This window comes from Acidobacteriota bacterium (genome assembly GCA_038040445.1).
In the GTDB taxonomy this organism is placed as follows: Bacteria; Acidobacteriota; Blastocatellia; order UBA7656; family UBA7656; genus Onstottus_A; species Onstottus_A frigus.
Genome location: JBBPIG010000009.1, coordinates 212,701 through 224,899, shown reverse-complemented (window position 1 = coordinate 224,899; position 12,199 = coordinate 212,701). Strand labels below are relative to the sequence as shown.

Below are 12,199 nucleotides of genomic sequence, written 5' to 3'. Positions count from 1 at the left end.
CATCATTCGGGACCTCAGATCCCGCAATTCAGTGGAGCGTGGATTGAAGCAGGCCGATAAGGGAAACGCGCAAAGCACGGCCCGTCAGGCGCTGGTTGGCGAAGCTTCGGAAATAGGCCGCGCAGGGTTGGATCGACACTCCGATGAACAAAATATCGGTAGCGGCGAGGCGCGCTCGGCTTCTGTATCCGAAGGGGCAGTGAGCCTGCACGAAGCAGATCGCACGACCGATGAAGACGAGTTGATCAGACGCAGCCTCGCCGGCGACGAGGACAGTTTTGAAACCCTCGTACGGCGTCACAGTCAGCGCGTCTTCAGCATCACCGGCAGCTTTTTTCGCCGCCGCGACATGGTAGAAGACATCGCGCAGGAAGTATTCGCCAAGGCCTTCTTCTCGCTCGGCACATTCACGCTGGGCCGGTCGTTTGAGGCGTGGGTCGCTAAGATCGCAGTGAATGCTTGCTACGATCACCTTCGCGCGCAACGCCGGCGGATCGAGCAGCAGTTACCGCAGGAGACCCAGCAGGAGGACGAGTGGTTCGAGCTTCAGATGTTGGAAGTCGCCCGTGACCGCCACGCAAGCGCCGAACGCCAGCGCGATGCCGCCGAGATAGCGGACCGGCTTTTGGGTAAGCTCGAGGCGGAGGACAGACTGGTCGTCGTGCTCATAGACCGCGATGGGTTTTCGGTTAAGGAAGTCTCGGAGATGACCGGGTGGGGCCAGTCGAAAGTTAAGGTCCGAGCCTTCCGGGCCCGCCGGGTGCTCAGGGCTGCAATGAAGCGATTGGTCTTAAGCGGAGAGCGAATGCAGAGGAGTCAACAGAAATGATGGACAAGGTGAGTGGAGAAACAAATATGGTGTGCCGCCAGGCGCAGAAGCGGTTTGCCCCGTTGGACGAGCGCTCCGCTGGCACTGGGATGAACGTGACCGAGCGAGCAGCCACCGAGCGTCATCTGCAAACCTGCACGCGATGCGCGCTCGAGTACCGGCTGTTCGGGTTGCAGCGCGCGGCTCTCGACGCAGCGGCCGCGCCGGAACCGATTACGCCCGACGAGGATTTCTTCAGGGCGCTCCGCGCAAGGATCGCGCGCGGTCCCGAGCTTTCCCAGTCTCGCCGCGCAGACGAATCGTGGGCGGCTGCTTTGTTGCTCACTGCGCGTCAACTGGTTCCTGTGATGGCTGTCCTGTTGCTTGTGATCATCGGCGCCACGTTGATGTGGAGACAACCGCCTTCTGACAACATAAGCCAGGCTGCGGTCCGCCCGAGAGAGCGGGTCGTGTTCCCCGATATGTACGATTATCCCGCGCCGACCCGCGACGACGTGCTCGAGACTCTAGTCGCGGTCGAGGAGAAGGAAAATGGAAAGTAGGCCCAACAGCCAGACAAAGGCTCGCTTCATTGTGCTGTCGGTATTCGTAATCGGATTCGCAGCCGGAGCGCTGTCGCTCAACCTGTATCAGAGCCTGACCGGCTCCAGCAAGAAGGACCCGCGACGGGGCGGGGCCGAGTTCCTCATCAAACGGATGGATGAGGAGGTCGGTCTCACGTCAGACCAACAGGACCAGATTAAGAAGATCCTTGATGAGACCACCGACAAATACCGCGAGATAAGGAAGGATATGGAGCCCCGGATTAAGGACTTCGAGCCCAAGTTCAACGCCGTGCGGCAAGAGTCGCGGGACCGCATTCGGACGTTGTTGTCTCCGGAGCAGCTTCCAAAATACGAGGAGATGGTTCAGAAGCACGACAAGATGCGCGAGCAGGAGAAAGATCGGTCCAAGAAGTAAGGCGGCCCCTTTGAGATATTGCAGTGCAGTTATTGGAACTTGGACGCTGCATCAACTGAATGACAAGAGAAGCAGTTAAGAAAAGAGAAGAATCGAAGATGCTGAAAAGAACAATTGCTATTTCGCTCAGTTCACTCTTACTAGTGGTGAACTTTTTCGCGCTGGTTGCGCCCGGTGCAGCACAGGGCCAGGGTATGATCGAGCTGCGTGGCACCGTGATAGACGAGACCAATGCCTATCTCACCGCGGCGCCTCTGACGCTCGACGACGGCAAGGGTCAAAAGTACACCGCTGTGGCCGATGATCACGGCCGTTATCGATTCACAGTTAAGCCGGGAGTGTACACGCTGAGCGTGGAAGTCGAAGGCTTCGGCAAATTCTCAGAGCTGATCGACCTCACCACGAAACCAAGCGGGCCATTCGATGTGAAGCTGAAAATCATGCTCGCCGAGAAGGTCGAGGTGAAAGACGACGCGGCGGCGATTTCCACCGACCCCGATAAGAATCTTTCGGCGATCACATTGACCGAGAAGGACCTCGAAGCCCTTCCCGATGACCCCGACGAGTTGCTCGAGACGCTCAAGCAGATGGCGGGGGCTGCCGGCGCCGATGCATCTGTTTTTGTCGGAGGCTTCCGCGAGCGCGGCCAGATTCCGCCGAAGGAAGCTATTCTCAGAATCAACATAAACACAAATCCGTTCTCGGCGGAGCATACTGAAACGGGTTTTGGCCGCATTGAAATCATCACGAAACCGGGCGCGGATACTTATCACGGCGGCTTCAATCTAAACTTCAACGACGAGTCGCTCAACGCTCGCAACCCGTACGCTTCATTCAGGGCGCCTCTGCAAACCCGCAGGTACGGCGGCTACTTCAGCGGCCCAATAGTGCGCAATCGCGCCGGACTCTTCTTTGATTTTTCCCGGAATGAGCTGGATGAGAACGACGTTATCAACGCGATAGTTCTGAACCCGACGACCCTTCAGCCGCAACCGTTCCTTACGACTTTCCTGACCCCGCGGCGAGGGTTCAACTTCTCCGTTCGCACAGATATCCTTCTAACCAAAAAGCACACAATCGGAGTTCAGTACCGGCGGTCGGAGAACAAGTCGCTAAACTTGGGCGGCGGCGGATTTTTCCTGCCGGAGCGAGCCAGCACGTCCTCCTCCAATGAGGACACAATGCGGTTTTCGTTCACCACAATTGCAAGCGAACACGCCGTCAACGAGATGCGTGTTCAAATGAGCCGGCGATCGAGCCAATCTCGCGGACTATCAAACGACATAGCCATCAACGTGCTGGATTCGTTTAACGGCGGCGGCAGCCAGAGCTTCTCGGATAACATAAACCGCAACCTGGATGCCGCCAACATACTCACCTACACCCACAAGACGCACACGTTCAAAACCGGCTTCACCGCCGAAGCGGATCAGTTTGAGAACCTCAATCGGTCGAACTTCAACGGCACATTCACTTTCAGTTCGCTCGATCAGTTCGCTGCCGTGCTGCGAGGAGATGTTGGCGTGCGCCCGTCCCAATTCTCAACTAATCGCGGCGATCCGTTCATAGGTTTCACCCAGTGGCAGTTTGGTTGGTTTCTGCAGGACGACTGGAAAGCATCACCAAAGCTGACGCTCTCGTTCGGGCTCAGGCACGACTTCCAGACGCATTTGCAAGACAAGGTTAATTTCTCGCCTCGGTTCGGCGTCGTCTGGGCGCTTGATAAGAAGAGCAACATTCGAGGCGGCGGCGGCGTCTTCTATAGCCGCATCGACACGGGCCTGACGGCGGATGTAATAAGGTTCGATGGCGGGCACCAACAGCAATTCGTCATCCAGCAGCCTAACTTTTTCAGAAACATCCCCAACACGTTTGACCTGGCCGCGCGGATTGACCCGACCACTCGCTCCAAGGCTGAGGACTTCAACGCGCCCTACACGATACAGGGCAGCATCAGTTATGAACGGCAGTTGCCCAGGAATTTGTTCGCTTCGATTTCCTACGACGTCTTCCGAGGCGTACATCTGCTTCGCTCGCGAAACATCAACGCTCCTCTTGAATTTGAAAACGGGCAGCCGATAGTTCCTTTCCCCGAGGTCGGACCCATACTTCAATATGAGTCTACGGGCTTCTCGAGGCGGCATCAGATGCGAGTCGGTTTGCGCGCAAACCTTAATCAGAAGGTATCGCTGTTCAGCTTCTACACGCTAGCGTCCGCGCGCAACGATACGGATGGCTCAGGCACGATGCCGGCCAATCCCTACGACCTCTCCACAGAGTATGGGCGGGCATCGTCCGATGTGCGGCACCAATTCAACTTCGTCGGGAATTTTACGATTCCGGGGCAATTGCGCCTTACCCCAAACGTTAGCTTAAGGAGCGGAGGTACGTTCAACATAATCACCGGCCGCGACAACAATGGCGACAATCAATTTACCGACCGGCCGGCCTTCGCGAATGCAGGCGATACTGGAGCGATAGTTACCCGCTTCGGCACGTTCAATCCGAACCCGCTGCCGGGCGATGCGATCATTCCTCGCAATTTCGGACAAGCTGCCGGCTCCATTAGCGTGAACATCGGCATATCGAGAACTTTCGGCTTTGGCCCGCCGCCTAACAACTTCCCCGGCATGAACGCAAATCGCGCAGCCCAAAACACGCAAGGTGGGCAACAAGGCGACCGGCAAGCGCAAAATCAGCGCGGCGGGGGGCGCGGCGGAGATGCCGCCAGTGGTCGCAGCGGCGGACAAGGGGGCGGACAGGGCGGCGGCGGGCGCGGCGGCGCCAATGCCGGCGGCAATACCGGCGCTCGCGCTCCCCAAGCGCCAGCCGGTGGCGGGACGATGGTGATGAGTGGAGGCGGAGGCGCCATGATGGTGATGGGCGGTCCGGGCTTCGGCGCCAATCGCCATAAGTACAATCTGACGCTCAGCATCAACGCCACAAATGTGCTCAATCACCTGAACGAAGGACGATTCAACGGCACTCTCACCTCGCCATTCTTCGGCAGATCCAATAACGTTGGCGGCGGTGGTGGCGGCGGATTTGGTTTTGGTTTTAACGGGGCGCGCAGAATTGACCTGAGCATAAGGTTTAATTTCTAGTCGGACGGCGCCCAATACTTGAGGAGTATGAAGTCTATGAAGAAAGTTTTTGGACTATTGTTTTCATTTGCCGTGATGGCTGGCAGCATTGCAGTGGCGTCCGCACAGGACCATCCACCGATGCCCCCGCCACCGGGATTCGGTGGAGGCGGTCAGCGGATGCAGATCCAGATGCCGGAGTTCGCCGATCTGGACAAGAACAAAGACAAGAAGATTAGCCGCGAAGAAGCAGCCCAGATGCCGCCCCAGTTCTTCGATCGCCTCGATGCCAACCGCGACGGCTTTCTCGATGAGGAAGAATGGAATGCAATGCGCTCGGGCGGGGGCCGCATGATGGTTGGCGGGCCGCGTACCGGCGAGAGCCTGATCAAGCTTATGGATGCGAATGCCGACGGCAAGGTGTCGCGCGAGGAGTTCGCAAAAATCGTCTCATTGTTCGAGACACTCGATAAGGATCAGAACGGCGACCTTTCGCAAGAAGAGATGAACGGCTTCTTCCGCGCAGTGAATGAAGCACAAGCTCAAGCAACCGGGGGCGTTGAAGTGAGCAACCTGTTCGAGAAGAACGACAAGAACAAGGACGGCAAGATCACCACTGACGAGATGGGCAACGAACGCACTTTCAAGGCGCTCGACCTGAACAAAGACGGCTCGGTGACGCGCGAGGAAGCCGATACCGCGCTCAGGCAACTGAAGAAAGCCAGCGAGGCTAAGAAGACGGCGCAGCCGAACAACTAGAGTTCAGAGTTCAACCTTCAGGTTGCGGGTTGCGGCCCGCAAGCTAAAGCTTGAACTCTAAACCTTGAGACAAAAAAGAGGAGTGACAGGCTTTACGAGCTTTTCACTCCTCATTGTTTTATGGTGTGAAGAGCCTCCCAGTTTCGAGCAGACCGCACGTGAAGACCTATGCTAAGAGCAATCATTTTCGACTGCGATGGGGTCATCGCCGACACCGAACCGCTTCACCTGGCAGCGTTCGATCGCGTACTGAGGGAAGAAGGCATCGCGATCACCGAAGAGGACTACCTCGCGCATTATCTCGCGCTTGATGACCGAAGTTGTTTCACGCGGGCATTCGGCGAGCGCGGCCGATCGCTTACACAGGACCAACTGAACGAGATGATCGGGCGAAAAGCCGAATACGTACGGCAGATGATGCAGGCCGGCCTTCAGATCTTTCCGGGCGCGGCGGAGTTCATTCACAGGGCTGCCGAATGCTATCCATTAGCGATTGCTTCGGGCGCGCTTAGAATTGAGATCGAACTGATCCTGGAATATGGAGGCTTGCGTGATTGCTTTCGGGTGATCGTAAGCTCGGAAGACGTCGCCCGAAGCAAGCCGAATCCTGATCCATTCCTCGAGGCCCTTGATTTGTTGAATGCTCTGAGCGGTGATCCTATCAAACCCGGCGAGTGTCTGGTGATCGAAGACTCAATCCGCGGCATTCGCGCAGCGCGTGAGGCAGCGATGCCCTGTCTGGCAGTATCGAACACTTATCCGAAAGAGAAGCTTTCCGAAGCCAACCGCATCATCGAAAGCCTCGCCGCGTTGTCATTGAAAGACGTGCAGAGTCTTTTTGAAGCGTAAAACGCTCAATGTGGTTTTGTGGACAATCAATGCACAGCATCGTAATATACTCGGGTCTTGATCGAGCAATCGAGGAGCGGCGAGAATGGCGCAGCCTGTGATCGAAAGCATCGTGCCCAATGCAGGAGTGGAGGGCGGTGAAGTCATCATCACCTGCAATGACTTCGTCTTTTCCACCTACGAGGATGCTCGCGTGCTCTTTGGAGGCGCGGAGACCAGACCGGTAAGCGCCTCGGCCACTCGCGTCATTGCGCCGGTGCCTCCCGGCCTGTTTGTAGTCGGCGGTGAAGCCTATGTAACTCTGGAATCAAACGGCTCGGTGAGCGAAGGCGTGCCGTTCATCGTGGGCCAAAAGCTAGCCGAGAACCTGCATCCGGTTGCCAATCCCGCGTACGATCGCGACAACGGCGCAGTGTATACCACGCTTTCAGGAACGCGCGGCCAGAAGGTCCCGGTCTCCGTTTACAAGATCACCCCCAACGGCGACAGCGAGCCGTTCCTCACCGACATGATCAATCCGACGGGTCTCGCCTTCAGCCCGAGCGGCGAGATGTTCATAACGAGCCGCTACGACGGAACGGTTTATCGCGTGACGCCGTTCAAAGAAGCCGAGGAGTTCGCCCGAAACCTTGGCATCGCCACAGGCATTGCGTTCGATTCAGAAGGGCGAATGTTCGTGGGCGACCGCAGCGGTACGATCTACCTTGTGAACGAGATCGGCGAAGGGACAAGCTTCGCGACGCTCGAACCGAGCATGGCCGCCTACCATCTGGCCTTCGGACCTGACGGTTATCTATACGTGACCGGGCCGACGCTCTCCAGCTTCGATTCGGTGATGAGGATCAGCCCCGAGGGCGAAGTGATGCGATTCTTCTCGGGGCTGGGAAGACCGCAGGGCTTAGCGTTCGATCGCGACGGCAATGCTTACGTGGCCGCGAGCCGGCGTGGTCATCGCGGCATCATCAAGATCACTCCCGACGCCGAAGCCGAAATGGCAGTCGCGGGCATAGGCATCGTCGGACTGTGCTTTGACGATCAGGGGAACATGATCATTGCGACCAACCGCGAGATCTTCCGCGTACACCTGGGAATCGAAGGCTATTGGCCTTTCTAACCTTACTATTCTCTGCGTTCTCTGCGTCACTGCGGTGAAGGCTGTGGAAAAACCCTAACCGCCGAGGCGCGGAGGACCCCGAGGTAGCGCAGAGAGTTGAAACTAGGACACCACCCAACAACGCCATTCTTTGACATGCCCAACAGCGCGTGTTAGCTTTCAGTCTGATCGTAACCTGGCCCCGGGCCGCATGCGGAGTATTCGTTCTTGGGAAACATCGATGTCGGCAACCTCATAATCTGGTTCATTGTTCTTCTGTTTTCACTCTCATTCCACGAAGCGGCGCATGCGTGGACTTCTGAAAGGTTTGGCGACGACACCGGGCGTATGCAGGGCCGAATCACGCTGAACCCGATTGCCCACATCGATGTGTTCGGAACGATCCTCTTCCCGATCATCAGCGCGCTGTCGGGGATTCCTTTGCTAGGCTGGGCAAAGCCCGTGCAGACCAATCCGCTGATGTGGCGCGACAAGACCAAAGCCAACATCTGCGTCTCGGCAGCCGGTCCGATCAGCAACTTCATTCTCGCGGCGATCGCTTTCATCATAATCAAGTCGTTGATCATCGCTGGTGTTGTGTTTCTGCGCGGGGGTTACTACACACTGGTCATGCCGCTGCAGGAGGATGCTGGATTCATGGCGCCGTTGTCGGTGCTGCTCAGCACAATGCTCCTGCTGAACATCGGCCTCGGAGTCTTCAACCTGATGCCCGTGCCGCCGCTTGACGGAAGCCACGTGCTCGAAGAGCTGCTGCCTGCCTCGATGGCCGAAGCGTACCAACAGGTCCAGCCTTACGGGTTCATGCTTCTGTACGGGTTGATGTTCCTGGGGGTGTTTGGCGCCATCTTCCGTCCGCTTTACGAGTTTGTCATCTTGCTTCTTCAAGTATGAGGGGCCGCGAAGGTTGTTCGAGTGAATGAGAAGGCCGGCAAAAAACGAATCGTGAGCGGGATGCGCCCGACCGGGAATCTCCATTTGGGGAACTACGAGGGCGCGCTCAAGAACTGGATCCGCCTGCAGGATTCGCGTGAGTATGAGTGCTTCTACTTCATCGCGGATTTGCACGCGCTCACCAGCGACTATGCCGATACGAGCGCGATCAAGCAAAACACGATCGACATGGTAAGCGATTGGCTGGCTGCCGGGCTCGACCCCGAGCGCTCGACCATCTTCATCCAGTCGTTGATCCCCGAGCACTCCGAGCTTCACGTGATCCTGTCGGCCATCACGCCGCTCGGCTGGCTCGAACGCGTTCCGACTTACAAGGAGCAGCGCGAGAACATCGCCGATAAAGACATCGGCAACTACGCATTCCTCGGCTACCCGGTGCTTCAAGCGGCGGACATCATCATGTATAAAGCCGACTTCGTTCCGGTTGGCAAAGATCAAGCCTCGCACGTCGAACTGACTCGCGAGATTGTGCGGCGTTTCAACAACTTCTTTCGCGACGTCTTCCCCGAGCCCAAGGAGCTTCACACCGAAGTGCCTGTGCTGCCCGGAACCGACGGACGAAAAATGTCCAAGAGCTACGGCAATGCGATCTATCTGGTCGATTCCGCCGAGGTCGTGCGAGAGAAGGCTCGGATGATGATCACAGACCGCACGCGCATCAAGAGGACCGATCCCGGTCATCCCGAGGATTGCGACGTGTGCCAGATGCACCGTTTCTTCCTGGCTCCGCCGGATGCTGACCGTTTCGACGACGATTGCCGCAATGCGCGAATCGGCTGCGTAGATCGCAAACGCGCGCTCGCCGACTCAATAATCGAGCGCTACGGCGCGATTGCCGAGCGCAGCCGCAAGCTTCGCGACAACCCCGATCAGGTTGTGGCGATGATCAAGGAAGGTTCACGCCGCGCGAGCCTCGAAGCGAAAAAGACAATGGCGGAGGTGCGCCGCGCGATCAAGATGGATTGGGATTAACAAGAATTGCCGATTGCCGATTGCCGATTGCGGATTAAGAGATTTGTGAGATTTGAAATTATTTGAATTTGAAGTAGGCGTTTGACAGATGAAAGAAGCATTCACAAAAGAGACCGATCGGATGAGTGGCCCCGCTGAAGACCAGGCTGAGTTTGCGGAGACCACCGATCAGTACAAGGTCAAGCTCTCGATGTTCGAGGGTCCGCTCGACCTGTTGCTTTATCTGATCCGCAAAGAAGAGGTCTCCATCTACGACATCCCCATCGCTCGGATCACCGAGCAGTACCTGGACTACCTGCGCGCGATGCAGGAGCTGGATATTGGCGTCGCCGGTGAGTTCCTGGTGATGGCTGCGACCCTGATTCACATCAAGACGCAGATGTTGCTGCCGCGCGACCCGGACGCGCCCCAAGAAGAGCTCGAGGACCCGCGCGCCGGTCTTGTGTACCAATTGCTCGAGCATCAAAAATTCAAAGGCGCCGCCAACGTGCTTCATCAGCGGGCGATGATGGAAGCCGCCGCTTTCAGCCGCGCTTCGATGGAGAGCGACGAGGATAATCCCGAAGTCGCCGCAACACTCTTTCAGCTATTCGAGGTCTTCAAAGAGGTGATGGATCGGCGGCGCGCGATCAGCGAGATTGAAATCGCTCGCGACGAGATGACGATGGCTGAAAAAATTGCCGAGATCAGATTAATGCTGAATGACTCGACGGAAGTGAGCGCGCGGAAATTGTTCGAGCGTGCCGCGTCCCGCCGCGAGATGGTATTGATTTTTCTGGCAGTGCTCGAGCTGGTAAAGGAACTGGCCATCCGCCTGACGCAGTCCGAGACATTTGGAGACATTGTAATAGTGAGGCGTGATGCGTGATCCGTGATCCGTGATCCGTGATGCGTGACCGGAACGCGGCTGCAGCTTGCAGTCAACTATCACGAATCACTTATCACGAATCCCTTATCACGAATCACGCATCACGTTTCACGCATCATTTCTTAATCTATGACCGTTGACGAACTAAAACCAATCATCGAATCGCTGATCTACGTCTCCGAAGAACCGATCAGTGTAAAGCAACTTGCCGCGATCCTCGAAGGCGAATCCGTCGCCGACATTCAGACCGCGACGGACCAACTGGCAGAAGAGTTCAACGCCCGCGGCGGAGGACTCGAAGTGCGGCAACTCGCCGGCGGCTATCGCATAACGACGCGGCTCGAGGTCAGCGAGTATGTGAGGCGCTATTTGAAGTCGCAGCCGTCGGCGCGACTATCGCTGGCCGCGCTTGAAACGCTTGCAGTCATCGCTTACAAGCAGCCGGTCACGATTCCCGAGATTCTCGAGATTCGCGGCGTGACTTCGACTTCGGCGATAAAGACGCTGCTCGACCGGCGGTTGATTGTCGCGAAGGGCCACAAACAGGTCGTCGGCCGGCCGATGCTTTACGGCACGTCGAAGGACTTCTTGATCCATTTCGGGCTCAACGATCTGTCAGAGCTTCCGAACCTCGAAGACTTCGAAGACCTCATGAGCAGTTGAACCAATATCGCTGGCCTTACAGGCTTGGTACACATGCTGGAACGTGTTCAAAAGATAATCGCGAACGCAGGCATCTCTTCGCGGCGCGCTGCAGAGGAGATGATGCGCCGAGGCGAAGTCACCGTTAACGGCAAGGCCGCCACCGAGCTTGGCATGAAAGCCGATCCGGAACGTGATCACATCAAGGTACGCGGCAAGCTGATCACTTCAATTCGCGCTCAAGAGAAGCGGTACATACTTATCAACAAGCTTCGAGGTTATCTGTCATCAGCCTCCGATCCTAAGAATCGCCCGCTTGTAGCGCACTTGCTGCCGCCTTCCGCGCGCCGCGGGCTTCATCCTGTCGGACGTCTTGACTTCAACACTGAAGGATTGATCATTCTCACAAACGATGGTGACTTAACAGATCTTGTGACGAAGGGCGGCCGCGTCGAAAAAGTCTATCACGTGAAAGTGAAGGGCTCGCCCAGCGAAGAACAGATCGGGCGCTTGCGTCGCGGGATCGCGTTAGGGAGGGCTCACACTTCGCCGGCCGAGATACGCTTGATCGACCGCACAAGGAAAGCCGGCAACGATTGGTACGAAGTCATCCTGCGTGAAGGCAAGAACCAACAGATCCGGCGCATGTTCGATTCGATCGGCCACTCAGTGGTGAAGCTCCGCCGCGTCAAGATCGGTCACATCACCGACGTGGGCCTCGCGCCGGGTCAGCATCGTGAGCTTACTATTAAGGAAGTGCAGAGATTCTTCCAAGCTCCTCCCGCAAGGACACATCGAAAGCCGAAAGAGGCAAAGCCGCGCCGCACAAACATCAAGCCGCTCCCACGAGACAGGAATAGCAAGAGAGTCAGGTGACGCTCGAATTAGTTGTGGTTTGCTATGTGACGCTCCAGAATCGCGTTCGTGCGTTCCTGAGCGTTCGCGACTTCCAGCATCGTTTGCCCCACCTCCAGGATTATTTGCTCCATCTTGTTCTGACGGTCAGCCAGACTCAGTGTGGTTTCCTCCGTTGCTATCTGACGCTCAGCCAGGGTCGTGAGAATCTCGCTGGTCCGTGCCTGGGCATTCGCGACGTCCAACATGGTTTGCCCCACTTCCAGGATTGTCTCCTCCGTCTTGTTCTGACGCTCAGCCAAACTCCGCGTGGTTTC

General features: G+C 57.0%; 13 protein-coding genes. 12 read left to right on the top strand and 1 reads right to left on the bottom strand.

Annotated features, from left to right (window positions below; all coding sequences use genetic code 11):
• The first annotated feature begins 43 nt into the window (after positions 1–43).
• The 12 genes from AABO57_12660 to AABO57_12605 all read left to right on the top strand — a co-directional run bounded on the left by AABO57_12660 (position 44) and on the right by AABO57_12605 (position 11,903).
• The gene (locus AABO57_12660; protein MEK6286584.1) at positions 44–829 is read left to right on the top strand and encodes an RNA polymerase sigma factor; all 786 of its coding nucleotides are present in this window, start codon (positions 44–46) and stop codon (positions 827–829) included.
• Entirely contained in the window at positions 826–1,371 is a 546-nt protein-coding gene (locus tag AABO57_12655) for a hypothetical protein (protein ID MEK6286583.1), read from the top strand. Before AABO57_12660 ends, AABO57_12655 begins: the two co-directional genes overlap by 4 nt.
• Positions 1,361–1,789, top strand: a complete 429-nt coding sequence (locus AABO57_12650) for a hypothetical protein (GenBank protein ID MEK6286582.1) — start codon at positions 1,361–1,363, stop codon at positions 1,787–1,789. The genes AABO57_12655 and AABO57_12650 overlap by 11 nt, the downstream gene beginning before the upstream one ends.
• A 98-nt stretch (positions 1,790–1,887) precedes the next feature.
• Positions 1,888–4,893, top strand: a complete 3,006-nt coding sequence (locus AABO57_12645; protein ID MEK6286581.1) for a TonB-dependent receptor — start codon at positions 1,888–1,890, stop codon at positions 4,891–4,893.
• A 36-nt stretch (positions 4,894–4,929) separates the two neighbouring features.
• Entirely contained in the window at positions 4,930–5,631 is a 702-nt protein-coding gene (locus AABO57_12640; protein MEK6286580.1) for an EF-hand domain-containing protein, read from the top strand.
• Between the two features lie 168 nt (positions 5,632–5,799).
• Positions 5,800–6,480: an HAD family phosphatase gene (locus tag AABO57_12635; GenBank protein ID MEK6286579.1), complete on the top strand. Its 681-nt coding sequence runs from the start codon at positions 5,800–5,802 to the stop codon at positions 6,478–6,480.
• A gap of 85 nt (positions 6,481–6,565) precedes the next feature.
• Positions 6,566–7,594 (top strand): IPT/TIG domain-containing protein, encoded by a 1,029-nt coding sequence (locus AABO57_12630; GenBank protein MEK6286578.1) that lies wholly within the window; start codon positions 6,566–6,568, stop codon positions 7,592–7,594.
• 207 nt (positions 7,595–7,801) lie between these two features.
• Complete coding sequence (locus AABO57_12625) at positions 7,802–8,485, top strand: site-2 protease family protein (GenBank protein ID MEK6286577.1); 684 nt, start codon at positions 7,802–7,804, stop codon at positions 8,483–8,485.
• A gap of 21 nt (positions 8,486–8,506) precedes the next feature.
• Positions 8,507–9,517 (top strand): tryptophan--tRNA ligase, encoded by a 1,011-nt coding sequence (gene trpS / locus AABO57_12620; protein MEK6286576.1) that lies wholly within the window; start codon positions 8,507–8,509, stop codon positions 9,515–9,517.
• An 88-nt stretch (positions 9,518–9,605) separates the two neighbouring features.
• Positions 9,606–10,385: a segregation/condensation protein A gene (locus AABO57_12615; protein MEK6286575.1), complete on the top strand. Its 780-nt coding sequence runs from the start codon at positions 9,606–9,608 to the stop codon at positions 10,383–10,385.
• A gap of 129 nt (positions 10,386–10,514) precedes the next feature.
• A complete protein-coding gene (scpB, locus tag AABO57_12610) occupies positions 10,515–11,048 on the top strand; it encodes an SMC-Scp complex subunit ScpB (GenBank protein MEK6286574.1) in 534 nt (177 codons plus the stop codon).
• Between the two features lie 33 nt (positions 11,049–11,081).
• The gene (locus tag AABO57_12605; GenBank protein ID MEK6286573.1) at positions 11,082–11,903 is read left to right on the top strand and encodes a pseudouridine synthase; all 822 of its coding nucleotides are present in this window, start codon (positions 11,082–11,084) and stop codon (positions 11,901–11,903) included.
• 8 nt (positions 11,904–11,911) lie between these two features.
• On the opposite strand, the gene AABO57_12600 is transcribed toward AABO57_12605, so the two are convergent.
• Positions 11,912–12,199 (bottom strand): hypothetical protein (locus tag AABO57_12600; protein MEK6286572.1); only part of this gene is annotated, 288 nt, incomplete at its 5' end.

Excerpts from the sequence above, each read along its gene's own strand:
- AABO57_12655 (MEK6286583.1), top strand. The coding sequence starts at position 826 with ATGATGGACAAGGTGAGTGGAGAAACAAATATGGTGTGCCGCCAGGCG.
- AABO57_12650 (MEK6286582.1), top strand. The coding sequence starts at position 1,361 with ATGGAAAGTAGGCCCAACAGCCAGACAAAGGCTCGCTTCATTGTGCTG.
- AABO57_12645 (MEK6286581.1), top strand. The coding sequence starts at position 1,888 with ATGCTGAAAAGAACAATTGCTATTTCGCTCAGTTCACTCTTACTAGTG.
- AABO57_12640 (MEK6286580.1), top strand. The coding sequence starts at position 4,930 with ATGAAGAAAGTTTTTGGACTATTGTTTTCATTTGCCGTGATGGCTGGC.
- AABO57_12635 (MEK6286579.1), top strand. The coding sequence starts at position 5,800 with ATGCTAAGAGCAATCATTTTCGACTGCGATGGGGTCATCGCCGACACC.
- AABO57_12630 (MEK6286578.1), top strand. The coding sequence starts at position 6,566 with ATGGCGCAGCCTGTGATCGAAAGCATCGTGCCCAATGCAGGAGTGGAG.
- AABO57_12615 (MEK6286575.1), top strand. The coding sequence starts at position 9,606 with ATGAAAGAAGCATTCACAAAAGAGACCGATCGGATGAGTGGCCCCGCT.
- scpB (MEK6286574.1), top strand. The coding sequence starts at position 10,515 with ATGACCGTTGACGAACTAAAACCAATCATCGAATCGCTGATCTACGTC.
- AABO57_12605 (MEK6286573.1), top strand. The coding sequence starts at position 11,082 with ATGCTGGAACGTGTTCAAAAGATAATCGCGAACGCAGGCATCTCTTCG.